Source organism: Amycolatopsis sp. NPDC051903 (assembly GCF_044452505.1).
Lineage (GTDB): Bacteria > Actinomycetota > Actinomycetes > Mycobacteriales > Pseudonocardiaceae > Amycolatopsis.
Genome location: NZ_JBITBT010000017.1, coordinates 148,855 through 172,194 on the forward strand (window position 1 = coordinate 148,855; position 23,340 = coordinate 172,194).

The 23,340-nt window shown below is 72.3% G+C and carries 22 protein-coding genes and 1 pseudogene; 11 read left to right on the forward strand and 12 right to left on the reverse strand.

The features are described 5' to 3' along the window. Positions 1–87: 87 nt before the first annotated feature. The gene (locus tag ACIA77_RS30130) at positions 88–1,653 is read left to right on the forward strand and encodes an AMP-binding protein (RefSeq protein ID WP_395889369.1); all 1,566 of its coding nucleotides are present in this window, start codon (positions 88–90) and stop codon (positions 1,651–1,653) included. A gap of 7 nt (positions 1,654–1,660) precedes the next feature. Here ACIA77_RS30130 and ACIA77_RS30135 read toward each other — a convergent pair whose 3' ends face one another. The 4 genes from ACIA77_RS30135 to ACIA77_RS30150 all read right to left on the reverse strand — a co-directional run bounded on the left by ACIA77_RS30135 (position 1,661) and on the right by ACIA77_RS30150 (position 4,268). Beyond that, the gene (locus tag ACIA77_RS30135; protein ID WP_395889370.1) at positions 1,661–2,710 is read right to left on the reverse strand and encodes a class I SAM-dependent methyltransferase; all 1,050 of its coding nucleotides are present in this window, start codon (positions 2,708–2,710) and stop codon (positions 1,661–1,663) included. 207 nt (positions 2,711–2,917) lie between these two features. Further along, positions 2,918–3,232: a hypothetical protein gene (locus tag ACIA77_RS30140; protein ID WP_395889371.1), complete on the reverse strand. Its 315-nt coding sequence runs from the start codon at positions 3,230–3,232 to the stop codon at positions 2,918–2,920. Positions 3,233–3,321: 89 nt separating this feature from the next. Then, positions 3,322–3,939, reverse strand: coding sequence for a hypothetical protein (locus ACIA77_RS30145; protein WP_395889372.1), 618 nt, complete (start codon positions 3,937–3,939; stop codon positions 3,322–3,324). Then, complete coding sequence (locus ACIA77_RS30150) at positions 3,936–4,268, reverse strand: PadR family transcriptional regulator (protein WP_395889373.1); 333 nt, start codon at positions 4,266–4,268, stop codon at positions 3,936–3,938. The genes ACIA77_RS30145 and ACIA77_RS30150 overlap by 4 nt, the downstream gene beginning before the upstream one ends. A gap of 314 nt (positions 4,269–4,582) precedes the next feature. On the opposite strand from ACIA77_RS30150, the gene ACIA77_RS30155 reads away from it, so the two are divergent. Next, positions 4,583–5,332 (forward strand): short-chain dehydrogenase/reductase, encoded by a 750-nt coding sequence (locus ACIA77_RS30155; RefSeq protein WP_395889374.1) that lies wholly within the window; start codon positions 4,583–4,585, stop codon positions 5,330–5,332. Here ACIA77_RS30155 and ACIA77_RS30160 read toward each other — a convergent pair whose 3' ends face one another. Then, a complete protein-coding gene (locus ACIA77_RS30160; protein WP_395889375.1) occupies positions 5,333–5,995 on the reverse strand; it encodes a helix-turn-helix domain-containing protein in 663 nt (220 codons plus the stop codon). A 135-nt stretch (positions 5,996–6,130) separates the two neighbouring features. Between ACIA77_RS30160 and ACIA77_RS30165 the strand changes: the two genes are divergently transcribed. Beyond that, positions 6,131–6,946, forward strand: coding sequence for a class I SAM-dependent methyltransferase (locus ACIA77_RS30165; RefSeq protein ID WP_395889376.1), 816 nt, complete (start codon positions 6,131–6,133; stop codon positions 6,944–6,946). 572 nt (positions 6,947–7,518) lie between these two features. Here ACIA77_RS30165 and ACIA77_RS30170 read toward each other — a convergent pair. Further along, positions 7,519–8,343 carry an oxidoreductase gene (locus ACIA77_RS30170; protein ID WP_395889377.1) on the reverse strand — a complete coding sequence of 275 codons (825 nt, stop codon included), beginning with the start codon at positions 8,341–8,343 and terminating at the stop codon, positions 7,519–7,521. Between the two features lie 85 nt (positions 8,344–8,428). Here ACIA77_RS30170 and ACIA77_RS30175 point away from each other — a divergent pair, with 85 nt between their 5' ends. After that, complete coding sequence (locus ACIA77_RS30175; RefSeq protein WP_395889378.1) at positions 8,429–8,965, forward strand: MarR family winged helix-turn-helix transcriptional regulator; 537 nt, start codon at positions 8,429–8,431, stop codon at positions 8,963–8,965. 57 nt (positions 8,966–9,022) lie between these two features. On the opposite strand, the gene fdhA is transcribed toward ACIA77_RS30175, so the two are convergent. Next, entirely contained in the window at positions 9,023–10,237 is a 1,215-nt protein-coding gene (fdhA, locus tag ACIA77_RS30180; protein ID WP_395889379.1) for a formaldehyde dehydrogenase, glutathione-independent, read from the reverse strand. Positions 10,238–10,439: 202 nt separating this feature from the next. Between fdhA and ACIA77_RS30185 the strand changes: the two genes are divergently transcribed. Together ACIA77_RS30185 and ACIA77_RS30190 are read left to right on the forward strand one after the other, a co-directional pair. Continuing rightward, positions 10,440–11,438: an acetamidase/formamidase family protein gene (locus ACIA77_RS30185; RefSeq protein ID WP_395889380.1), complete on the forward strand. Its 999-nt coding sequence runs from the start codon at positions 10,440–10,442 to the stop codon at positions 11,436–11,438. Between the two features lie 11 nt (positions 11,439–11,449). Beyond that, complete coding sequence (locus ACIA77_RS30190; protein ID WP_395889381.1) at positions 11,450–12,211, forward strand: SDR family NAD(P)-dependent oxidoreductase; 762 nt, start codon at positions 11,450–11,452, stop codon at positions 12,209–12,211. 3 nt (positions 12,212–12,214) lie between these two features. Here the strand turns inward: ACIA77_RS30190 and ACIA77_RS30195 are convergent, their stop codons facing one another. The 4 genes from ACIA77_RS30195 to ACIA77_RS30210 form a co-directional block, all read right to left on the reverse strand. Beyond that, complete coding sequence (locus tag ACIA77_RS30195; protein ID WP_395889382.1) at positions 12,215–13,138, reverse strand: alpha/beta hydrolase fold domain-containing protein; 924 nt, start codon at positions 13,136–13,138, stop codon at positions 12,215–12,217. 80 nt (positions 13,139–13,218) lie between these two features. After that, on the reverse strand, positions 13,219–13,494 hold the full coding sequence (locus ACIA77_RS30200; protein WP_395889383.1) for a YggT family protein: 276 nt from the start codon (positions 13,492–13,494) through the stop codon (positions 13,219–13,221). Between the two features lie 90 nt (positions 13,495–13,584). Beyond that, a complete protein-coding gene (locus ACIA77_RS30205; RefSeq protein ID WP_395889384.1) occupies positions 13,585–15,897 on the reverse strand; it encodes a beta-glucosidase in 2,313 nt (770 codons plus the stop codon). Further along, positions 15,894–16,913, reverse strand: coding sequence for a LacI family DNA-binding transcriptional regulator (locus tag ACIA77_RS30210; protein ID WP_395889385.1), 1,020 nt, complete (start codon positions 16,911–16,913; stop codon positions 15,894–15,896). Before ACIA77_RS30210 ends, ACIA77_RS30205 begins: the two co-directional genes overlap by 4 nt. Positions 16,914–17,047: 134 nt before the next feature. Between ACIA77_RS30210 and ACIA77_RS30215 the strand changes: the two genes are divergently transcribed. The 5 genes from ACIA77_RS30215 (at position 17,048) to ACIA77_RS30235 (ending at position 22,782) form a co-directional block, all read left to right on the forward strand. Then, entirely contained in the window at positions 17,048–18,340 is a 1,293-nt protein-coding gene (locus ACIA77_RS30215; protein WP_395889386.1) for an extracellular solute-binding protein, read from the forward strand. Continuing rightward, positions 18,340–19,305, forward strand: coding sequence for a carbohydrate ABC transporter permease (locus ACIA77_RS30220; protein WP_395889387.1), 966 nt, complete (start codon positions 18,340–18,342; stop codon positions 19,303–19,305). The genes ACIA77_RS30215 and ACIA77_RS30220 overlap by 1 nt, the downstream gene beginning before the upstream one ends. A gap of 1 nt (position 19,306) precedes the next feature. After that, positions 19,307–20,131 carry a carbohydrate ABC transporter permease gene (locus ACIA77_RS30225; protein ID WP_395889388.1) on the forward strand — a complete coding sequence of 275 codons (825 nt, stop codon included), beginning with the start codon at positions 19,307–19,309 and terminating at the stop codon, positions 20,129–20,131. 71 nt (positions 20,132–20,202) lie between these two features. Continuing rightward, positions 20,203–21,936: an IlvD/Edd family dehydratase gene (locus tag ACIA77_RS30230; protein WP_395889389.1), complete on the forward strand. Its 1,734-nt coding sequence runs from the start codon at positions 20,203–20,205 to the stop codon at positions 21,934–21,936. 9 nt (positions 21,937–21,945) lie between these two features. Beyond that, positions 21,946–22,782, forward strand: a complete 837-nt coding sequence (locus tag ACIA77_RS30235) for a fumarylacetoacetate hydrolase family protein (RefSeq protein WP_395889390.1) — start codon at positions 21,946–21,948, stop codon at positions 22,780–22,782. A 153-nt stretch (positions 22,783–22,935) separates the two neighbouring features. Here the strand turns inward: ACIA77_RS30235 and ACIA77_RS30240 are convergent. After that, a pseudogene (locus ACIA77_RS30240) lies at positions 22,936–23,301 on the reverse strand (class I SAM-dependent methyltransferase); the annotation flags it as partial. Between the last annotated feature and the right edge of the window lie 39 nt (positions 23,302–23,340).

Below are 23,340 nucleotides of genomic sequence, written 5' to 3' on the forward strand. Positions count from 1 at the left end.
CCGCTGGTGCCTCACATTCCCGGCTGCCGGGGCCGATCGCGGCTTATCGTGTCCCAGGCACCGTCGCCGAAGCCGGGAGAGGAATCCGTGGACGCCACCAGCACCTGGTCGTACGAGCCGCTCACCCCCACCGCCTACCTCGATCGCGCCGCGGCCGCCCACGGCGACCGCATCGCCGTGGTCGACGGCGAGGACCGCTGGACCTACTCCGAACTGCACGAACGGTGCCGCCGGCTCGCCGGCTCCCTCGTGCCGCTCGCCGGCGGGCGGCCGGTGGCCGTGCTGGCGCCCAACACCCACGTGCTGCTGGAGGCGAACTTCGGCGTCCCGTGGGCGGGCGTGCCGCTCGTCGCCGTGAACACGCGGCTCGCGGCGCGCGAGATCGCCTACCTGCTCGAGCACTGCGACGCCGCGGTGCTGGTGCACGACCCCGTGTTCGACGAGCTGGTCGCCGACGCCGTGGCGCTGCTGCCCGGCGAGCCGCCCGTGCGGATCCGCGCGGGGGAGGAGTACGAGCGGCTGCTGGCCGCCGCCGAGCCCCTCGCGCTCACGCCGGACGACGAGCGGTCAGTGCTCTCGATCAACTACACCTCCGGCACGACCGGCCGGCCGAAGGGCGTGCTGTACAGCCACCGCGGCGCGTACCTGCAGGCGCTGGCGATGGTCGGGCACACCGGGTTGTCGCCGTCGGCAGTGCACCTGTGGACGCTGCCGATGTTCCACTGCAACGGCTGGTGCTTCCCCTGGGCGGTCACGGCCGCGGCGGCGACGCACGTGTGCCTGCCGAAGGTCGAGCCCGCCCGCGTGTGGCAGCTGATCCGGGAGCAGGGCGTCACCCACCTCAACGGCGCGCCGACGGTGCTGTCGATGCTCGCGTACGCCCCGGAAGCGGCGCCGGTGGAGAAGCCGGTGCGCGTGGCGACGGGCGGGGCGCCGCCGTCGCCCGCGATCCTGCGGCGGATGCGGGAGCTGGGCTTCGACGTCACGCACCTCTACGGCCTCACCGAAACCTACGGCCCGGCGATGATCTGCGACTGGCGCCCGGAGTGGGACGCGCTGGGCGAGCAGGAGCAGGCGCGGCTCAAGGCGCGCCAGGGCGTGGGCAACATGATCTCGTGCACCGCGCGCGTGATCGGCGACGACGGTGCCGACGTGCCCGCCGACGGCGCGACGATCGGCCAGATCGCCCTGCGCGGCAACAACGTCATGCTCGGCTACCTCAGCGACCCGGCGGCGACGCGCGCCGCGGTGCCCGACGGATGGTTCCGCACCGGCGACCTGGGCGTCGTGCACCCCGACGGGTACGTGGAACTGCGCGACCGCAGCAAGGACGTGATCATCTCCGGCGGCGAGAACATCGCGTCGGTGGAGGTGGAGCAGGCGATCGCCGAACACCCGGCCGTGCTCGAAGTCGCGGTCGTCGCCGTGCCGGACGACCGCTGGGGCGAGGTGCCGGCGGCCTACGTGACGCTGCGCGAGGGCGAAACCGCGACGGAGGCCGAGATCGTCGAGTTCGTGCGCGAGCGGCTGGCGCGGTTCAAGGCGCCGAAGAGCGTGACCTTCGGCGACCTGCCGAAGACGTCGACGGGGAAGATCCAGAAGTACGTGCTGCGCGAGAAGGCGTGGGCGGGGGTCGAGCGGCGGATCCAGTGACGGCGGGTCAGCCGAGCCGGTAGAAGCGCCACAGGTCGTGTTCGATCGGCAGCACCTCGATGCGGTCGAACCCGGCTTCGTGCGCGTAGGCCTCGACGGTCGAACGGCGGATCGCGGTGCCGGTGGCGGCCGAATGGGGGCTGCTCATGCTGTCGGGCAGGCAGATCGCCACGCTGAAGCCGTACATCAGCCGCTCGACGGCGTCGCCGGGCGCGGTGAACCTGTCCGCGACCTTCATGTCGGCCACGAGCACCGTCGCGCCGAGGCGGTGCATCGCCTCGAGCGCGCGCACGGGGTAGGGCAGGTCGTGGAGGCATTCGAAGGCCATCACGAGGTCGTACGGTCCGGCGTCGGCCGTGCCGATGTCCTGGCGGTGCACGGTGATGCGGTCTTCGAGGCCGGCTTCGGCGACGTTGCGCCGCGCGAGCTCGACGGTGGCGCGGTCGAGGTCGAAGGCGTCGATGATCGCGTGCGGGAACGCCCGCGCCAGCGCGATCGCGGCCCAGCCACCGCCGCAGCCGACGTCGGCGATGCGCGTGGGGCCGTCGATGAGCTTGGCGAGGACGTCGGGCATCGCGGGCAGCCACTCGGTGGCCAGCAGGTGCAGGAACCCGGGGCGGTTGAGCGCGGCCTGGGACTCGCGCATGTCGGCGCCGTGGCCGGACCACGGGAAGCCGTGGCCGGTGCGGAACGCCTCGGCGACCTGGGGCACGTGCCCCGCGGCGCTCACCAGCTGGCGCGCGAGGGGGCTGAGGTAGGCGAGCGCGTCCTGGTCGGCCAGCACCGTCTCCGCGCCGGGCGCGAAGCCGTAGCGCCGGTCGCCCTCCGAGCCGGTGACTTCGAGGAAACCCGAAACCGCCTGCTGTTCGAGCCACTCGCGGGCGCAGCGCTCGTCGGTCCCGGTCGATTCGGCCAGCTCACCGGGGGAGCGGTGACCGCCGGCGAGCGCCCGGTAGTAGCCGAGGCGGTCGCCGAGCGCGATCGCGATGACGTCGGACGTCGCGACAGCGGCGTCGAACACGCGCGCGGCCACGGTTTCCGCGGGATCTTCGGCCATCACCCAGTATTTCCGGCGCCCGGCGAGCCGGACAACGGCCGACTTTTCACCGCGGCCCCGGCTGCTCCGAGCTGTACTTCGCGGAGGCCGTGCCGGGCATTCTCCGAGGGACGGGCCGCTGGGTCCAGACCACGGTCGAATCGTCGGCGGGTGCGCCCTGTTCGCGCGCGCGCACCTCGCCCGGGCACGAGTCCGATGCCGACGGACTCAGGCCGGCTTGACCTCACACGACCACACACCCCCGGCCCCGCGGGTGCACGCGATCTGCTCGTCGTCCCCGCCGGCGGGCCGGCGCCACGGCATCACAGCGTCACCGGCGATGAGCGCGTCGAGCGTCTGCAGCTCCGGATCGCGCGGCTCGGGGTGGTGCTCGTAGCCCGCGCGGCCCAGCGCCAGCGCGATCGCCATGCCGAGCAGGTTGACGTCGTTCGCGGCGGCCGGCAGGTCGCCGCCCCCGTCCGGCCGCAACCGCACCCCGGCCTCGGGCGTGTAGACGATCGCTGCGGTGTAGCTGTCGGACATCGCCGGGCACTCTCCGTTCCTGAACCCACTTTGCGGGGCCCAGCGTATTTCCCCCACCTGCCCCTGACCACCAGCGGCCCCCTCGGGTCTCAGCCGAGCGCGCGACGCAGCCGCGGCGTGCGCACGAGCACGCGGCACGCGTACCGCACTTGGGCCCAGCGACCACTCCGGCTGCTCGCGAGTTCGTGGAGCTCCGACAGGAACAGCTCGGCGTATTCGGCCCGGCTCCCGGCCGGCAGCAGCGCCACCGCGCAGGTCGCGGCCAGGCGCGAGAACGCGATCACCTCCGCCCGGCTCGCCGCCGGTCCGGCCCAGCCGGTCCACCGCGGGCCGCGCGAACCGAAGCCGTGGTCGCCGAGGACCTCGAGCACGTTCGTGCGCGCCAGATCGAGCTGATCCACCAGTTCGGCCACGCACTGCCGCGCGAGATCGTGATCGGCGCGGCCGGTTCCCTCGCCCGTCAGGGAAAGCGCGCGCCGGGCGTAAGCGCGGGCAGTGTCCAGCGCCGGGCCCAGCTCAGCGGGGCCCGCGAGGTCCGCCGTCACGTCCAGTTCGCGGCACAGCTGCCGCAACCGCGCGGTGACGAGCGGCCGGTCGACCACCCGGAGCGAACCGCTCAAGTGCGGCAACACCGACTCCGCGACGTCCTCGTGCGTCCGGGCGAGCATCCGGTCCAGGCCGAACAGGAGGTCCAGCGGCGCGTTCACCGGGTGCCTCCCGAAAGGCCGGGCCGCAGCCGCTTCGCCGCGGGTGCCGACTTTTCCGCGCGCAGCAAGGCTTCGCGCGCCGCTTCGATGCCATCGGGGTCCAGCCGGTAGTAGCGCCGCCGCGGCCGGCCCGCCTCGGCCGGATCGGTTTCCTCCCACCGCGACCGCAGCCACCCGGCTCTCTCGAGCCGCGCGAGGATCGGGTGGATGGTGCCGCTGGGCAGCCCGGCCGCAGCGCAGATCTCGAGCCCGTAGCGCTCCTGGGCGGGCTCCGGCAGGAAGGCGTGCAGCACCAGCTGGGTCGGGAGGGTCATCCGCGGACCGGCCATGGTTGAACTCTACCTAGCCCTCGGTCCCGTGAGAAGCCCCCGGGTTTTCGGTACCAGGGTGGTACTTGTCAACGACGGCAGGGGCTTGACACCGCGCCGGCCGACGGAGCAGGCCGTCCGCACCTGCCCGTCCGGGTGCGGCGGCACCCCCCCCGGGGGGGCCTGCCGGGCCTCACGACGCGGCCGATCACCCGGCACCACTTCTCCGGCTGGCAATTCCAGAACACGGACCCTGTCGTGAGAGTCACGCGGCGTGGCGGCGCGTGATCGTTCTCGGGCAAGCTGGGGCGTACCCGAGAGCGTGAGGACGACCGATGGACTTGAACCTGGCCGGCAAGCGGGCGCTGGTGACCGGCGCGTCGAAGGGCATCGGCGCGGCTATCGCGGAGGTGCTCGCCGGCGAGGGCTGCCACGTGCACCTGGCCGCGCGCAGTGAAGGTGCGCTCCAGGACCTGGCGAAGAAGCTGCGCGACGCGCACGGGGTCGAAGTGACCGTGCACGCCGTGGACCTGCGGGTGCCCGAGGACCTGGAGCGCCTGGCCGCGGCGACCGCCGACGCGGACATCCTGGTGAACAACGCCGGTGACATCCCCGCGGGCACGCTGGACCAGGTGGCCCGCGACCGGTGGCGGCACGCGTGGGACCTCAAGGTCTACGCGTACGTCGACCTCTCCCGGCTGTTCTTCGCGCGGCTGGGCGAACGCGGCGGCGGCGTGATCGTCAACGTCATCGGCGCGGCGGGCGAGCGGCCCACGGCCGGTTACATCGCGGGTGGCGCCGGCAACGCCGCCCTCATGGCCTTCACCAAGGCGCTCGGCGGCGACGGCCCGCGCCGCGGCGTGCGGGTGGTCGGGGTGAACCCGGGGCCGGTCGCGACGGAGCGGATCACGGCCATGCGCGCGGCCAACGCCGACGTCGACGCGAGCTTCGCGGCGCTGCCCTCCGGCCGCGTCGCCGAGCCTCGCGAGATCGCCGACCTGGTCACGTTCCTGGCCTCGCCGCGGGCGGCCTACATCAGCGGCACCATCGTGACCATCGACGGCGGCCTCTCCGCCGCGGGCTGATCACCGGGCGCCGAAGGCGTGGCGCCACCGCTCGGCCGAATCGGCCAGGTCGCGGCCGACGTGGGCGAAGTAATCGCCCATCGCGGACAGGCGCGCGGCGGCGGGGGAGCCCGCCAGCAGGTCGGCTCCCAAGCGGGCCGAACCGGCCCACGCGGCGCACACGTCGGCCTCGCGCCGGCACGAGCGGTACCACGCGTCGTCGTCGACGCGGTAGCGGTCGCGGGTGCCGGAAACGCCACGGATGCGCAAGACGAGCTCGAGCTGCTCCAGGTAGGCGACCGCTTTGGACACCGACGCCGGGCTCACGCGCACGCGCGCCACGAGGTCCGCTGCCGACAGTTCCGCCTCGTCGCTCGTCAGGAGTGCGGAGAGCACACGCGCGGGCATCCGCGGGAGTCCCGTGTGGACCATCATCTCCGTGAACCTGTTCTCGAACCCGGTGAGGGCGGGCCCGTCCGCCGGCACCCGCCGGCTGCGCGACGCCGTGGCCTCCTGCGCGCGGTCGGCGCGGTAGCCGAACGAACCGCCGTTGCGCCGGATCTCCCGGCTCACCGTCGACGTCGGCCGGCCCAGGCGCCGGGCGATCTCGGCGTAGGGGAGCCCGGCCGAGAGCCCCTCGGCGACGGTGCGGCGGTCTTCGTGCGTGAGACGGCTTCCCGGCATGGCGTCCAGCGTAGCGCTCATTGCAACGGCGAAACCGCGTGGCACTCGCGACAGCCATTGCAACACAAGAAAAATCCGAGTTGACGAGCCTCGGTGACCGTCGTAGTTTCCGGATCGGGAAACAAGGGGGTCACCATGGGCACGACGGCGTTCACCGCGGTGGAGAACAGCCTGTACCTCACGCTCGACGGCCGGGTGCTCGACAGCCGCGCACCGCGCCCGGTGCTGGGCGATCCGACCGCCGCGGGCGTCGCCGAGGCGCTCGGGCACGACAGCACCACGGCACCGCTGGTGAAGAGCCAGGTCTTCGACATCGCGGTGCGCTCGCGGATCCTCGACGACGTGGTGCGCTCGTTCGTCGCCCGGCACCCCGACGCGGTGGTGCTGGAACTCGGCGCCGGGCTCGACGGGCGGATCGAACGCGTCCGTCCACCCTCCACAGTGGACTGGTACGACCTCGACCTGCCGGCCGTCGTCGCCGCGCGCGAACGCCTGCTGCCGGCGCACCCGAACGTCCACCCGATCGCGGCCGACCTCACCGAGCCCGGCTGGCTCGACCGGCTGCCCGAGGGCCGGCCCGCGGTGGCGGTCGCCGACGGACTGGTCGCGTTCCTGCCGCAGGACGCGTTCGTCGCGCTGCTGAGCGGGCTCGCGCACCGCTTCCCCGAGGGCGAGATCGCGTTCAACAGCTACACGCGCTTCCACGTGTGGGCGATCAAGCACTACCGCGGCACCGGCTCCATCGCCGGCGTCGTGGCCAACCCCGGGTTCGACGACCCGCGTGACCCCCAGCGCTGGGTGCCGGAGCTGGCACTGGTGGAAGAGCTGTTCGCCACGCGGGCGCCGGAGGTCGCGCTGCAGCCGCTCGCGCTGCGCTGGTTCACGCGGCTGGCGGCCCGCAGCGCGACCCTGTCCCGGCGCGGCACGTGCGTGCTGCGGTACCGGTTCTGACAGTGACAACGGGGTGCGGGGTCATCCGTGCGAGTTGACCCGTTGTCTGACCGACCTTGGTGTGTTTGCTGAGATCTGTCGCTCGGTGCGGGTGGCCCCGCCCGCACGTCACCTGCTGAGCGGCGTGACCTGGCAGGAGCCTGGTCAGAGGCGCCCCATCACTGTCTTGTCCGCCCGCGGGGGTCGGTGCCCTGCCACCACCGGATGAGGGAGATGGCATGTCCGGCATCGCAAAGATCCCCGCGCGGGCCACCGTCGACGTCGATACTCACCTCGAGACCCACGTCGCGGTCGCGCTTGACCAGGTCGGCCGCGTGCTCGCACGGCGGTCCTTCGCCGCCGGTCCACGCGGGTATCGATCACTGCTGCGCCGGAGCAACAAACCGGGCTGCGAACGCAGTCCTCCACCGCATCGTCCTGTGCCGGCTGCGCTACGACTCCACGACCCGGCCGTACTTCCAACGACGCACCGATACAAGGACTGACCGAACCCGAACTCAGCCTATGCCTCAACCGCTACGTCGCCCGAGAATCCGTCACGCCCTTTTGGCTTGACGGTCCATCGGGGCATCTCAGGCATCCGGGTAGCGGGTGTCGACGGCGTAGGCCTCCCACTCCGCGAGGTCGGCCAGCTGCTTCTCGAGCTTGGCCCGGATCCGCGTGACGGCCTCCGGCCCGAGCGGCAGCCGCAGCGGCGCGTCCGGGGTCTCGACGAGCTTGATGATCGCCGCGGCCGCGCGCGCCGGGTCGTTGGGCTGGTGGCCGTCCTGTGTGGAGAACTGCTCGCGCAGCCGGCCCGCGGGGGTTTCGCGGTAGTCGGCGATGGGGTCGGCGAAGGCCATGGACCGGCCCGCGAACTCCGTGCGGAACGGTCCCGGCTCCACGATGCTCACGCGGATCCCCAGCGGCGCGACCTCACCGGCGAGCGCCTCGGACATGCCCTCCAGCGCGAACTTCGACGTCGCGTAGATCGCGTGCCCCGGGTTGCCGACCACGCCGCCGACCGACGACAGCTGGACGATGTGCCCGCTGCGCCGCTCGCGCAGGTGCGGCAGCACGGCGCGCGTCACCGCGAGCACGCCGAACACGTTGGTCTCCATGACCTTGCGCGTCTGCTCGTCGGTGAGCTCTTCGAGTGCGCCGACGAGGCCGTGGCCCGCGTTGTTGACCAGCACGTCGATCTGCCCGTACTCGGCCAGCGCCGCGTCGACGGCCGAGCGGATCGACGCGGGATCGGTCACGTCCAGCCGCGCGACGAGCGCGCGGTCGGCGAAGTCCTTCACGGACTCGACGTCGCGGGCGGTCGCGACCACCCGGTCGCCGAGGGCGAGCACGGCCTCGGCGAGCACGCGGCCGAACCCCGCGCTCGTGCCGGTGATGAACCAGACCCGGCTCATGGACCACTCCTTCAGGTGAGATATCTTGAGTCTCAAACCAAACTACCTTGAGACTCAAGGGAGTGTCCAGCCGGGGAGTGTGGTCGTGGAGCAGGATTCGGTCGGTGCCGGGCTCGGCGCGTGGCTGCGCGTGATGCCCGCCGGGGTGGACCCGGACGTCGAGGCCGCGCGGCAGCGCATCGGGCGGCTGTCGCGCCAGTTCGAGCAGGTGCTGGAGCGCGCGGCCGCCGCGCACGACCTCACGCCGGGCGACTGGCAGGCGCTCTCGGCGCTGCACCGCTCCGGCGAACCGCCCGTGCTCACGCCCAAGGAACTCGGGGACCTGCTGGGCGTCACGTCGGGCACGGTGAGCGTGCGCATCGACCGCCTCGCCCGCGCGGGCCTGGTCGACCGCGTCGCGGCCGCCGACGGCCGCAGCCGCCCGGTGCGGCTCACGCGCAAGGGCCGCGCCCGGTGGGCCGCCGCGACGCGGCAGCGCACCGAAGACGAACACGCCCTCTTCGCCGGTGCGCTCGACTCCGCTCGGCTGGCGGCGCTCAACGCGCTGCTCGGTGACCTCCTGGTTCGCTTCGAAACCGAGTTCGGCAAGTCGTCCACAATGGACACGATTCGGGGCGGGTGAAGCCCGGGCCGGCCGGGGTGGCGCCACGCCCCGGAAGCGCCACCCCGGCCGGTGAACTCAGACCAGCATCCCGTGCGGGTCCAGGACGTACTTGCGCGCCGCACCCTCGTCGAACTCGTGGTAACCGCGCGGGGCGTCCCCGAGCGAGATGGGCGTGGCGTTCACGGCCTTGGCGATCTGGACGCGGTCGTTCAGAATCGCCATCATCAGGCGCCGGTGGTACTTCATCACCGGGCACTGACCGGTCGTGAACGAGTGCGACTTCGCCCAGCCCAGTCCGATGCGGATGGACAGCGATCCGTGGCGGGCTGCTTCCTCACCGGCGCCCGGGTCGCCCGTCACGTACAGGCCGGGGATGCCGAGTGCCCCGCCCGCGGCGGTGACGTCCATCAGCGAGTTGAGCACCGTCGCCGGGTGCTCGGTCGCGGACTCCTTGCCGTGGCCGCGCGCCTCGAACCCGACGGCGTCGACGCCGCAGTCGACCTCGGGCGTGCCCAGGATCTGCTCGATCTGGTCCTTCGGGTCGCCCTTGGACACGTCGACCGTCTCGCAGCCGAAGCTGCGCGCCTGTGCCAGCCGGTCGGCGTTCAGGTCGCCCACGAGCACCGCGGCTGCGCCCAGCAACTGCGCCGACGCGGCCGCCGCCAGGCCCACCGGTCCGGCACCCGCGATGTACACCGTTGAACCGACCGTGACGCCCGCGCTGACGCAGCCGTGGAAACCGGTCGGGAAGATGTCCGACAGCATGGTCAGGTCGAGGATCTTCTCCATCGCCTGATCGCGGTCGGGGAACTTCAGGAGGTTCCAGTCCGCGTAGGGCACCATCACGTACTCCGCCTGGCCGCCGACCCAGCCGCCCATGTCGACGTACCCGTACGCCGAACCGGGCCGGTCCGGGTTCACGTTCAGGCAGATCCCGGTCTTGCCCTCCTTGCAGTTGCGGCACCGGCCGCACGCGATGTTGAAGGGCACCGAAACCAGGTCGCCCTCCTTGATGAACTCGACGTCGCGGCCGGTCTCGACCACTTCGCCGGTGATTTCGTGACCCAGCACCAGTCCTTGCGGTGCCGTCGTGCGCCCGCGGACCATGTGCTGGTCGGAACCGCAGATGTTGGTCGCCACGTTCTTCAGGATCACGCCGTGGGGGGTTTTGCGACCCACGTTCGCCGGGTTCACACCCGGGCCGTCCTTGAGCTCGAATCCCGGGTACTCGATCGTGTCGACCTCGACCTTGCCCGGACCCATGTACGTGACCGCTTTGTTGCCTGCCATGAGTTTCTTGCCGCCTTTCCTCGTTCTCCGGTGAACAGGTGGCGCGGCGCGGGAGGTTTCCCCCCGTCACGTCAGGCATTCCATGCTAGAAAAGTGAACGCGCCGCGTGAAGGGCCCGCGTGCTGACTTGCCTGCGGGCGCCCGGGTCGGCAAGATCGATCGCGGCGGGGGGCCGGGAAAACCACTGTCTTGAGGAGCCGCGGTGGAGATCGTCGAGTTCACCCCCGAACGCGAGCAGTACGCGTGGACTTTCGGTGGGGTGGAACCCATTCGCCGGGTCGCACCCGGCACGCTGATGAAGCTCTGGACCGAGGACGCGTTCAGCGGACGGCTGCAGAGCGCGTCGGACAAACCGAGTGAAAAGCTCGACATGCGAGAGGTGAATCCGCAGACCGGTCCGTTCTACGTGGAGGGTGCCGAGCCGGGTGACACGCTCGCGCTGCACTTCGTGGATCTGGACCCGGCGCGCGACTGGGCGGCGTCGGCGACGATCCCGTTCTTCGGTGGTCTGACCGCCACCGATCGCACGGCGATGCTGCACGAACCGCTTCCGGAGCTGACCTGGATCTACCACCTCGACCGCGACCGCCAGGTCGTGGTGTTCGAGGCGCTGCGCGGCGAGTTCCGCCTCGATCTGCCGGTGGAGCCGATGCTCGGTACGGTCGGCGTGGCGCCCGCGGGCCGTGAGGTCCGCACCTCATTGGTACCGGACATGTTCGGCGGCAACATGGACACGCCCGAGATGAAGGCCGGCAGCACCTGCTACCTCGGGGTGAACGTGCCGGGTGCGCTGTTCTCCGTCGGCGACGGCCACTACCGCCAGGGCGAGGGCGAGGCGTGCGGCACCGCGGTCGAAGGCGCCATGAACGTGACGCTGATCGTGGAACTGATCAAGGGCGGCGCCCCCGGGTGGCCGCGGATCGAACAGGACGACCACTACGTGGTGGTCGCGTCGTCGCGCCCGCTGGAGGACGCGTGGCGGGCGAGCCAGCACGGCATGATCGGCTGGCTCGGCGAGCTGTACGGGCTCGACCCGCTCGACGCCTACCAGCTGCTCACCCAGATCAGCCAGGCCCCGCTGGCCAACGTCGTCGACGCGAACTACAGCGCCGTCACCAAGATCCCGAAGCGCCTGCTGCCCACGGGCGAGGCCTACGGCGGAATGCACCGCTACCTGCGCGAGCAGGCCGCGAAGCTCTAGGAGGAGAAGACATGGATCTGCGGCTGGCCGGGCGCAAGGCCCTGGTGACCGGTGGCACGAAGGGGATCGGGCGCGCGATCGTCGCCTCGCTCGCTGGCGAAGGCGCGGCGGTGGCGTTCTGCGCGCGCACCGAATCCGAGGTGCGCGCCACGGAGAAGGACTTCCGCGACGCGGGCGCGACCGTGTCCGGTGAGGCGGTGGACGTCGCCGACGGCACCGCGCTGACGGCGTGGGTCGAACGCGCCGCGGCCGACCTCGGCGGTCTCGACATCGTCGTGGCGAACGTCAGCGCACTGTCCATCGGCCCGACCGAGGAGAACTGGAGCTCGAGCTTCGAGGTCGACCTGATGCACACGGTCCGCGTCGCCGAATCCGCGCTGCCCCACCTCGAACGCAGCGAGGCGGGCTCGATCATCGCCATCTCGAGCGTCTCGGGCCGCGAAATCGACTTCGCCGCGCCGGCCTACGGCACGATGAAGGCGGCGGTGATCCACTACATCCAGGGCCTGGCCTTCCAGCTGGCGCCCAAGGGCATCCGCGCGAACACCGTGTCGCCCGGCAACACCTACTTCGAGGGCGGCATCTGGCACAGCACGGAGACGGGCAACCCGGACCTGTACAACCAGGCGCTGGCGCTGAACCCGACGGGCCGCATGGGCACGCCGGAGGAGATCGCCTACGCGGTGACGATGCTGGCCAGCCCGCTCGCGTCGTTCATCACGGGGACGAACCTCGTGGCTGACGGCGCGCTGTCGCGCGGGGTGCAGCTGTAGATCTCAGTTCCGTGCGGCGCTCCCGGCTCGCGGGCCGGGAGCGCCGAGCTGTGTGTGCAGGAAGTCGATGCCCGCGGTGGTCATCGCTTCGCGGGTGCGCAGTCCGTAGACGTGGCCGACGTCGTCGAGCCACCGGAAGTCCGCGTCGGCGCCGGCTTGCCAGTACGTGGTGACCAGCGTTTCGCTCTGGGTGATGGGGACGGCGTCGTCCGCGGTGCCGTGGACGGCGAGCAGCGGCGCGGCGGCCGCGGTGACGTGCGTGAGCGGGCTCGCGGCCGCGGCGAGGGCGGGGTGCTGGGCGGGCGCGCCGCCGAGCAGCCAGGCGTGCGGGTCTTCGCCGGTGGCGTGGAACGGCGAGCTCGGCGGGGGCGGCGGCAGGCGCGTGAAGTCCGAGGGTGCGCTCCAAGCCACGACGGCCTGCACGCCGCTGTCCGGGCCGGCGACGCCGATCTGTCCTTCCAGGTCTGCGCGGCCGCCGGTGACGGCGAGCATCACCGCCAGGTGCCCGCCCGCCGCGTGGCCCCACGCGGCGAAGCGGTCCGGGTCGAGCGCGAGCGCCGCGTGGTGGTGGCGCAGCCAGCGCACGGCCGCCTTCACGTCGTGCAGCTGCGCCGGGTACACCGCTTCCCGGCTGTGTCTGAAGTGGACCTTGGCGACGGCGAACCCCGCGGCCGGCAGGCGTTCGCCGAGGTAGCGGCCCAGCGGCGCGTGCTTGGGCGAGCCGACGGCGAAGGCGCCGCCGTGCACGTACACGACCACCGGCCAGCCCGTCGCGGGCGGCGGGCCGGCCGGCACGGCCAGGTCCAGCAGCAGCGGCCGGTAGCCGAGCAGGGGAGCGACCACGGCGTCGCGGTAGAGCACGCTGCCCTGGCCCGGCTCGGGCTCCGGCGGGGCGGTCTGCGGGAGAGCGGGCAGCACGTGGGTCACGCCGCCGACTATCACCCACCGCGAGCCCGAACCGGTAGCCGTACCAGAAAGCGGGAAACCCGGCGGTTTTCGTACAGCCGTCACAGGGCGAAGGCGACCGACCGCACGACGAGCGCGGCGATGAACACCACCGTGAACGCCAGGTCGATCGACACCCCGCCCGCGCGGACGGGCCGCAGGACGCGGCGCACGGGCGCGATCACGGGCTCGGTCGCGCGGTGGCTGTAGTAGCGCGCCTTCCCGAGCCAGGGCGGCCCGGTCGTCACCACGCGCGTCCAGTCCAGGATCATCCGCGCGATCAGCACGAGGATGAACAGGGTCAGCAAGTACCCGACCAGAGTTCCGATCAGGCTCATCACACACTCCTCGGATGGCAGTCGTTGCACCCTGCTCAACGCGGGGAGGGCCCGGAGAGTGTCCCGTTTGCCGGGGTTCTCAGCGACTTATCAGCCGGGAACCACCGTGACCTGCGGCTGGAGCACGCGATCGAAGCCTGTGAACCTTCGCGCGCCCGCCATCGGCACCGCCAGCACGCTGTGCGCGACCGCACTGGACGGGCCGACGTGCAGCTCGACCGGCCCGGCGTCGACGAGGCGGTCGCCGGCCCGGCCGGTGTACGACGTGAGGTCCGCGTGCAGGTCCAGGTGCACCACGCGGGTCGCCCCGGGCGGGAGCGCCACGCGCGGCGCGGCGATCAGCTGCCGCAGCGGGCGCGCGACCTCGGCGACCGGGTCGTGGAGGTAGACCTGCACGACCTCCGACGTCTCCGTGTCGTGCGGGTTGCGCAGGGTGACGCTGACCCGGCACACGCCGTCGGTCGGCCACGCGGCCGCGCCGGTGACCGACACCCACGTGGCCGGGTGGTAAGCGAGGCCGTGGCCGAACGGGAACACCGGCGTGGGGTCGATCGAGCTGACGTCGCTGCGCGCGGCCAGCGCCGCGCCGAGGTAGGTCGAGGGCTGGGTCGCCCCGGCGGCGGGGAAGCTCACCGGCAGGCGGCCCGACGGTTCGACCCGGCCGGTCAGCACGCCCGCGAGCGCCGCCGCGCCCGCTTCGCCCGGGTAGAACCCGCACACGACGGCCGCCAGCCGGTCGACCTGGCGCGACAGCTCGTAGGGCCGGCCGGACAGCAGCACCAGCACGACGGGCGTGCCCGTCGCCAGCACCGCTTCGAGCAGCTCCTCCTGCCGGCCGGGCAACCGCAGGTCGGCCGCGTCGCAGCCTTCGCCGGACGTGCCGCCGCCGAACAGGCCCGCGCGGTCGCCGAGCACGGCGACGCAGACGTCCGCCGCCGCGGCCGCCTCGACGGCCGCGGCGAGGTCCTCGTCCGTCCCGTCGGTGACGCCGCAGCCGGGGGCGAAGGTGACGTCGAACGACTCCCGCAGCGCCTCGGCGACCGTGGGCACGTCGAGTCCGAAGGGCACGTCCGGGTGGTGCACGCCGACGTGCATCGGGAACGAGTAGCAGCCGAGCATCGCGCCCGGCTCGTCCGCGCGCGGGCCCACGACCGCCAGCCGGACACCGGAACGCAGCGGCAGCGCTCCGGTGTTCGACAGCAGCACCACCGACCGCTCCGCGAGCTCGCGCGCGAGCTCCCGCGACTCCGCGTCGTCGAGCGCCGTCACGGCCGGGTGTGGTGTCCATCCGGGATCCAGCAGGCCCAGTTCGAACTTCTGCGTCAGCACGCGGTGCAGCGCGCGGTCCACGAGGGACTCGTCGACGCTGCCGTCGGCCAGCGCCTCCACGAGCGGCGTGCCGTAACAGTCCACTGTGGGCAGTTCGACGTCGATGCCCGCGGTCAGCGCCTGGCGCGCCGCGTCCGCCTGTCCGGTCGCGACGTGGTGCAGGGTGTGGAGGAACGCCACGGAGAAGTAGTCGGCCACCACGGTGCCGGTGAACCCGTAGCGCTCGCGCAGCAGCGTGGTGAGCAGCGCCGGATCGGCCGCGGCGGGCAGGCCGTCGAGGTCGGTGTAGGCGTTCATCACCGAGCGCGCCCCGGCGCGCAGCGCGTGCTCGAACGGGGGCAGCAGCACGTCGGCGAACTCGCGCGGGCCGATCGCCACGGGCGCGAGGTTGCGCCCGGCCTTCGACGCCGAGTAGCCCGCGAAGTGCTTGAGCGTCGCGACGATCCCGGCCGATTCGAGCCCGGCGACGTAGGCCGCGCCGATGGTGCCCACGAGGTAGGGGTCCTCACCGATGGTCTCCTCGACGCGGCCCCAGCGCAGGTCCCGCGCCACGTCGAGCACCGGCGCCAGGCCCTGGTGCACGCCGAGCGCGCGCATGGTCCGCCCGATGCGGGACGCCATGCGCCGCACCAGGTCCGGGTCGAAGCTCGCGCCCCAGCACAGCGGCGCCGGGTACACCGTCGCCTGCCACGCCGCCAGGCCCGTGAGGCACTCCTCGTGCACCACCGCGGGGATGCCGAAGCGCCCGCGCGCCACGATCTCCTCCTGCGTCCGCGCGAGCCCGCGCGCACCGATCTCGGGGTCGACCGGCCGCGTGCCGAACGCGCGGGTCAGCTGCCCGACGCCGTGCGGCACGAGCGCGTCCCAGTCGGGCGGGTCCTGTGCGAAGTCGTGCTGGTGCGGCGCGACCTCACCGCCGGAGTCCATGCCGACCCAGATCCCGGACAGCTGCGCCACCTTCTCCCGCACGGACAGGCGCGCCACGAGGTCGCGCACCCGCTCGGCGACGGGCAGCCGCGGGTCGCGCCACGGTTCGCCCGCGGCGTCGGCGGGCTGGGCGGTCTCGGTGGTCACGAGCGGGCTCGCGGCGCGGCGCTCGACGAGCGCACCACCAGTTTCGTGTCGAGCACCACGGGCTCACGCTCCTCGGTTCCGCCGTTGATGAGTCCGATGAGGACGGTGATGGCGCGGTGGCCCATCTCGCGGATGGGTTGCTCCACCGTGGTGAGCGGGGGAGTGCACAGCGCCGATTCGGGGATGTTGTCGAAGCCGACCACGGACACGTCGTCCGGTACGCGCAGGCCCAGCGCCGAAGCGGCTTCCAAGGTGGCGATGGCGGAGGTGTCGTTGGCGGCGAACACCGCCGTCGGCCGGTCGGGGCGCGTCAGCAGCTCGCGCGCCGACGCCGCCGCCAGCTCACCGTCGTAATCCCCGGCTACGACCAGGGTTTCGTCCACCTCGACGCCGGCTGTGGCCAGGGCGCGCCGGTAGCCGGTCTCACGCAGCTGCGCCGACTGCAGGTCCGGCCGGCCCGCGAGCAGCGCGATCCGCCGGTGCCCGAGCGCGAGCAGGTGCTCGGTCGCCAGCTGCGCGCCGCGCAGGTTGTCGGAGACGATCGCCGGCAGCGGCGAACGCCCGGTGTGCGGATCCACGGCGACGACGGGAGTTCCGGGCAGGCCTTCGAGTTCGGCGGCGGGGGTCACGAGCACCGCGCCGTCGACGAGCGTGCCGCTCAGCCGCGACAGGTACCGGCGCTCCCAGCCCTCGGGGTCGCCGGTGCGCCCACCGGCCGAGTACACGACGAGCTCGAACCCGGTGCCGCGGATCGCGTCCGCCGCGCCCTTGAGCAGCTCGGTGCTGAACGGTTCGAGGTCGGCCACGAGGATGCCGATCACGTTGGTCTTGTGGTTGCGCAGGCTCTGCGCCACGAGGCTCGCCTCGTACCCCAGCTCGTCGATCACGGCGCGGACGCGCGCGAACGTGTCGGCGGCGACGCCGTAGCGCTGGTTGATCACCTTGGACACCGTCGCGACGGACACTCCGGCGCGGGCGGCGACGTCACGGATCGTGACACGGGAACGAGGCTGCACCGGCTCAGCCTAGCGATGTAAAACGTTATCGACAACGATTGACACGGGAATTTCGGGCGCGCAGACTCTTCGCCATCCCGGGCGCCGTCACGCCCCGTCCAACTCGGCCGAAGTCGTCAGGAGTGGATCCGCCCATGCGTCCCAGCCGGAGATTTCCCCTCGCCGCGCTCGCCGCGGCCGCCGCGCTCGTGCTCTCCGCGTGCGGAGGAGGTGGCGACGACGGACCGGCCGCCGCGTCGGGACCGGTCACGCTGACCTGGTGGCACAACGGCACCGCGGAACCCGTGCGGTCCCTGTGGCAGCAGGTCGCCGACGATTACCACAAGGCGCACCCCGACGTGTCGTTCACGGTGCAGCCGATCCAGAACGAGGAGTTCCCGACGAAGGTGCCGCTGGCGCTGCAGTCGAGCACGCCGCCGGACCTCTACCAGCAGTGGGGCGGCGGGGACGAGGCTTCGCAGGTCACCTCGGGCCGCGTGGCCGACCTGACGTCGTCGGTGCAGAGCTGGATCGGCGGCGTCGGCCAGACGGCGCAGGGCTGGCAGGTCGGCGGGAAGCAGTACGGCGTGCCGTACGTGCAGCACGTCGTCGGGTTCTGGTACCGCAAGGACCTCTTCGCGCAGGCCGGGATCACGGCGCCGCCGACGACCATGGCGGACTTCACCGCGGCCATCGGCAAGCTGAAGGCCGCCGGCATCGCGCCCATCGCGCTCGGGGGCAAGGACCGCTGGCCCGACGCGTTCTACTACGACTACTTCGCCGTGCGCGCGTGCTCCACGCAGGTGCTCAAGGACGAGATCTCCGCCGGCAAACTGCAGAACCCGTGCTGGGTCAAGGCGGGCCGGGACCTGCAGGGCTTCCTCGCCACGCAGCCGTTCCAGACCGGGTTCAACGGCACGCCGGCGCAGCAGGGCGCGGGCAGCTCGGCCGGCCTCGTCGCCAACGGCAAGGCCGCGATGGAGCTGCAGGGCGACTGGGAACCGAGCACCATGTCCTCGCTCACCGACGACAAGGAGCTCGACGGCAAACTCGGCTGGTTCCCGTTCCCGTCGGTGCCCGGCGGCGCGGGCGACCCCGCGGTGCTGCTCGGCGGCGGTGACGGGTTCTCGTGCACGACGCGCGCGGCAGCCGCGTGCGCCGGGTTCCTGCAGTACCTCACGAGCACGCCGGTGCAGAAGAAGATCGCCGAGGCCGGCTCGGGCCTGCCGGTGAACGCCGAGGCCGTGTCGTCGCTGAAGAACGAGTCGCTCAAGGCCGTGGCCGAGCAGACGCGCAAGGCGTCGTACGTGCAGATGTACTTCGACCGCGCGTTCCCGACCGCCGTCGGGCAGGCGCTCAACGACGCCGTCGCGAACCTGTTCGCGGGGCAGGGCAACCCGGAAGCGGTGGTGCGGGCCGTGAACCAGGCCGCCACCGGGAACAAGTGATGGCGGCTCCCGCTCCGCCCCGGCCGCTCGCGCGGACCGTCCACAGTGCACCCCGGCGCCCCGCGCGGCGCCGGGGCCGCACCCGGCTCGAGCTCGTGCTGTTGCTCGGCCCGGCGCTGGTGCTGTTCACGGGGTTCGTGCTGGTGCCCATCGGCATCGCGCTGTACTACAGCTTCTACTCCTGGAACGGGTTCGGCCCGCTCACGGACTTCGTGGGGTTCCAGAACTACGCCGACGCGTTCGGCGGCGCGGTCTTCCGCGGCGCGATCGGGCACAACGTCATCATCGCCGTGCTCTCGATCGTGGTCCAGCTGCCGCTGAGCATCGGCCTCGCGCTGCTGCTGGACCGCAAGCTCAAGGGCCGCACCTTCCTGCGGATGGTCGTGTTCGCTCCGTACGTGCTGTCGGAGGCGATCACGGCCGTCATCTGGGTGCTCATGCTGCAGCCAGGGGGCTTCGTCGACGAGATCCTGCGCGGCGCCGGCCTGGGCGGGCTCGTGCACCAGTGGCTCGCCGACCCGGGGATCGTGCTGTACACGCTTTTCGTGGTGATGACGTGGAAGTACCTCGGCTTCGGCATCATCCTGCTGCTCGCGGGCCTGCAGGGCGTGCCGCCGGAGCTGCGCGAAGCCGCCGCGCTCGACGGCGCGACCGCTTGGCAGACCACGCGCCACGTGGTGCTGCCGCTGCTCGGCCCCACGATCCGGATCTGGGTTTTCCTGAGCGTCATCGGTTCGCTGCAGCTGTTCGACCTCGTGTGGATCATGACGCTCGGCGGCCCGGCCAACGCGTCGACCACGATGGCCAGCTACCTCGTGGACCACGGCTTCAAACGCTACGAGTTCGGGTTCGGCAGCGCCGTCGCCGTGGTGCTGTTCGCGATCTGCTTCGTGTTCGCCTTGCTGTACCAGCGGTTCGCGCTTCGGCGCGACACCGCCGGTGCGCTGACCCGGGCGGTGAGCTGAGGTGGCGGGCCGGCGCTGGGGCCTGGTCGCGGGGTACGCGGCCGCGGTCGTCGTCGTGGTGGTCACGGTGGTGCCGGTGCTGTTCGTGGTGCTCGGCGGCTTCCGCACCAACGGGCAGCTGAACCGCGATCCGGCGGGCCTGCCGGGGCCGTGGGTGTGGGACAACTACCGCAGCGTGGTCACCTCGCCCGACTTCTGGCGGTTCCTCGGCAACAGCGCGCTGATCGCGGTGGTGGCGACGGCGCTGGCCGTGAGCCTGGGGTCGATGGCGGCGTTCGCCTTGTCCCGCTACGTCTTCAAGGGCCGTGAAGCCGTGTATGTCCTGTTCACCCTCGGCCTGCTGTTCCCGCTGGGCGTCGCGACGCTGCCGCTGTACCTGTGGTTGCGCCAGCTCGGGCTGCTGGAGAACCCGCTGGGTGTCGCGATCCCGGAGGCGGCGTTCTCGCTGCCGGTGACGATCGTGATCCTGCGGCCGTTCATGCACGCCGTGCCGGGCGAGCTCGAGGACGCCGCGGTGCTCGACGGCACGAGCCGGCTCGGGTTCTTCTGGCGGATCATGCTGCCGCTCTCGGTGCCCGCGCTCACCACCGTCGCGGTGCTCGCGTTCGTGACGAGCTGGAACGCCTACCTGTTGCCGCTGCTGGTGTTCAACGACAGCGCGCACTTCACGCTGCCGCTGGGCGTGGCGACGTTCCAGTCGCAGTATTCGCAGGACACCGCGCGGGTGCTGGCGTTCACGGCGCTGTCGATGGTGCCGGCGCTCGGGTTCTTCGTGGTGGCGCAACGGCGGATCGTGGGTGGGCTGACCGGGTCGGTCAAGGGTTGATCACTTGCCCCGCCGCGCCGGGTGCGGTGGAGTGGGGGAAAGGACCAGCGGCTCCGGGAGGCGAGGTACACGTGGGTGACGAGCAGGGTGGCCGGCGCAGCGCGGCGTGGTTCGGCGCGTCGGGCCGGGCCGGGATGATCCACCGCTCGTGGATGCGATCGCAGGGCTTCGGCCCGGACGTGTTCGACGGGCGGCCGGTGATCGGCATCGCGACGAGCGCGTCGGAACTCGCGCCGTGCAACGTCCACCTCACCCGCGTGGCCGAGGCGGTGAAGCGCGGCGTCTGGCAGGCCGGCGGGTTCCCGCTGGCGTTCCCGACCATGGCGACGGGCGAGACGCTCATGCGGCCCACCGCGATGCTGTACCGCAACCTCATGGCGATGGAGGTCGAGGAGCTCATCCGCGCCAACCCGCTCGACGGCGTGGTGCTGCTGTCCGGCTGCGACAAGACGACGCCGGCGATGCTGATGGGCGCGGCGAGCGTCGACCTGCCCGCGGTGATGGTGACCGGCGGTCCGATGCTCAACGGCAAGTTCCGCGGTGAGGACGTCGGGTCCGGCACGCACGTGTGGAAGTTCGAGGAGGAGCTCAAGGCCGGGCGCATGAGCCAGGAGGAGTGCTTCTTCGCCGAGGGCTGCATGGCGCGCTCCAACGGGCACTGCATGACCATGGGCACGGCCTCGACCATGGCCTGCCTCGCCGAGGCGCTCGGCATGCAGCTGCCCGGCTCGGCGACGTGGCCGGCCGTCGACGCGCGCCGGTTCGAGATCGCGCAGTCGGCGGGACAGCGGATCGTGGCGATGGTGGAGGAGCAGCTGCGCCCGTCGGCGATCCTCACGCGCGAGGCGTTCGAGAACGCGATCCGCGTGAACGCGGCCATCGGCGGCTCGACCAACGCGATCATCCACCTGCTCGCCCTCGCGGGCCGCGTCGGCGTGCCGCTGGCGATGGCGGACTTCGACGCGCTGGGCCGCGAGGTGCCGACGCTCGTGAACCTCATGCCGTCGGGCAAGTTCCTCATGGAGGACTTCTGCTACGCCGGCGGCCTGCCCGTGGTCGTGCGGCGGCTGGCCGAAGCCGGGCTGCTGCACCAGAACACGGTCACCGTGACGGGGAAGTCGTTGGCGGACAACGTGTCCGACGCCGAGTGCTGGAATGACGACGTGATCACCGAGGTGACGGAACCGTTCCAGCCGGCGGGGACCGGAACCGCCGTGCTCACCGGGAACCTCGCGCCGGACGGCGCGGTGCTCAAGCAGTCGGCCGCGTCGCCGGAGCTGCTCACGCACACCGGTCCGGCGCTCGTGTTCGACACCGCCGAGGACTACCACCGCGTCGCCGACGACCCGGACCTCGACGTCACCGCCGACACGGTGCTGGTGATCCGCGGCGCCGGGCCGAAGGGCTACCCGGGCATGCCGGAAGTGGCCAACGTGCCGCTGCCGACGAAGCTGCTCAAGGACGGCGTCACCGACCTCGTGCGCATCTGCGACGGCCGGATGTCCGGCACCGGCTACGGCACGGTCGTGCTGCACGTGAGCCCGGAGTCCGCCGCGGGCGGGCCGCTCGCACTGGTGCGGACCGGCGACCGGATCACGCTCGACACGCCGGCCCGCTCGCTCACGCTCCACGTGTCCGACGAGGAGCTGGCCGCGCGCCGGGCCGGGTGGCAACCGCCGGAATCGCCGTACGTCAGCGGGTACACGTGGCTCTACACGCACCACGTGACGCAAGCCCACCAGGGCGCGGACTTCGACTTCCTGCACGGTTCCCGCGGCCCGGGCGTGCCGCGCGATTCACACTGAGGAGCCGGGATGACTTCACTGGTCAAGACAGCGGCGGGCTGGGGCGTGACCGCGGCCGCGGGCACCGGGCTCCTGCCGCCGGGCACGACGTTGGGCTCGCTGCTCGCACTGCCGGCGGCCGAGCTGACGGCGCGGGTGGCCGCCGTCGAGCTCGGATCCGCTCCGCCGGGCGAACCACTCGCCCCGGTCGACGACGACACCGAGGTGTGGGCGGCCGGCGTGACGTACGAGGTGTCCCGCGAGGCCCGCATGGAGGAGAGCGGCGACGCGGCGATCTACGCCCGCGTGTACGACGCCGAGCGCCCGGAGCTGTTCTTCAAGAGCGTCGGCCGGCGCGTGCGCGGGCCGGGTGAGGCGATCGGCGTCCGCGACGACTCGACGTGGGACGTGCCCGAGCCCGAGCTGGCGGTGGTGGCCAACGCGGTGGGCGAGATCGTCGGCTACACCGTGGTGAACGACGTCAGCTCCCGCAGCATCGAAGGCGAGAACCCGCTGTACCTCCCGCAGGCCAAGATGTACCGCGGCTCCTGCGCGGCCGGACCGTCGATCGTGCTCGCCGCCGCCGTCCCCGACCCGTACGTCCTGGGGATCTCGGTCCGCATCGACCGCGGTGGCGCCCCGCTGTGGTCCGGCGAGACCACCACGGCGCGCCTGCACCGCAAACTGCCGGACCTCGTCGCCGCCCTCTACCAGGGCGACCTCTACCCGCGCGGCGTCCTGCTCGCCACGGGCACGTCCGCCGTCCCGGGCCCCGACGTGACCCTCCAGGACGGCGACGAGGTCACGATCACCATCGACGGCGTCGGCACCCTCCGCAACCCCGTCCGGCGGGGGCTGTTCCCTTAGCCGGTGGCGCTGTTCCCGGGTCTTGGTGAGGGTGGCGCTGAGGTAGCGGACGTCGGCGATGCGCAGGCTGTCGTCGTGGAGCGAGAGCAGGCGGTGGGTGGCGAGTAGGTCGCGCACGGTGGTTCCTTCCAGGGTCCAGCCGAGGCTGGTGAGGTAGGGGGCGGCTTCGTTGCGGGGGCCGTAGTAGCGCACCGTCGCCATGTGGGGGTCGAAACCCTGGGCCTGCCAGCGTTCGGAGATGCGGTTCAGGCTTGCCTTGGTCGTTTCCTCGTCGCCGGGTTGTGGGTTGGGGCGGTGTTCGGTGGCGAGGCGGCTGCCGGGTGCGCTGAGGTGGGTGATGGTGTCCAGCAGCCGGTCCTGTGCCTCGGGTGGCAGGTAGCCCAGCAGGCCTTCGGCGCTCCAGGCGGTCGGCAGGGCCGGGTTGAACCCGGCGGTGCGCAGTGCGGGGGGCCAGTCGTCGCGCAGGTCGGCCGCGGCCACGCGCCGCTCGGCGGTGGGTGTGGCACCCAGTTCGGCCAGGGTGCGGGTCTTGAACTCGACGACGTGTGGCTGGTCGAG

Bases quoted from the DNA above. Each gene is read 5' to 3' on its own strand.
- ACIA77_RS30135 (WP_395889370.1), bottom strand. From the start codon at position 2,710: ATGGCCGAAGATCCCGCGGAAACCGTGGCCGCGCGCGTGTTCGACGCC.
- ACIA77_RS30140 (WP_395889371.1), bottom strand. From the start codon at position 3,232: ATGTCCGACAGCTACACCGCAGCGATCGTCTACACGCCCGAGGCCGGG.
- ACIA77_RS30150 (WP_395889373.1), bottom strand. From the start codon at position 4,268: ATGGCCGGTCCGCGGATGACCCTCCCGACCCAGCTGGTGCTGCACGCC.
- ACIA77_RS30155 (WP_395889374.1), top strand. From the start codon at position 4,583: ATGGACTTGAACCTGGCCGGCAAGCGGGCGCTGGTGACCGGCGCGTCG.
- ACIA77_RS30160 (WP_395889375.1), bottom strand. From the start codon at position 5,995: ATGCCGGGAAGCCGTCTCACGCACGAAGACCGCCGCACCGTCGCCGAG.
- ACIA77_RS30165 (WP_395889376.1), top strand. From the start codon at position 6,131: ATGGGCACGACGGCGTTCACCGCGGTGGAGAACAGCCTGTACCTCACG.
- ACIA77_RS30170 (WP_395889377.1), bottom strand. From the start codon at position 8,343: ATGAGCCGGGTCTGGTTCATCACCGGCACGAGCGCGGGGTTCGGCCGC.
- fdhA (WP_395889379.1), bottom strand. From the start codon at position 10,237: ATGGCAGGCAACAAAGCGGTCACGTACATGGGTCCGGGCAAGGTCGAG.
- ACIA77_RS30190 (WP_395889381.1), top strand. From the start codon at position 11,450: ATGGATCTGCGGCTGGCCGGGCGCAAGGCCCTGGTGACCGGTGGCACG.
- ACIA77_RS30200 (WP_395889383.1), bottom strand. From the start codon at position 13,494: ATGAGCCTGATCGGAACTCTGGTCGGGTACTTGCTGACCCTGTTCATC.
- ACIA77_RS30215 (WP_395889386.1), top strand. From the start codon at position 17,048: ATGCGTCCCAGCCGGAGATTTCCCCTCGCCGCGCTCGCCGCGGCCGCC.
- ACIA77_RS30220 (WP_395889387.1), top strand. From the start codon at position 18,340: ATGGCGGCTCCCGCTCCGCCCCGGCCGCTCGCGCGGACCGTCCACAGT.
- ACIA77_RS30235 (WP_395889390.1), top strand. From the start codon at position 21,946: ATGACTTCACTGGTCAAGACAGCGGCGGGCTGGGGCGTGACCGCGGCC.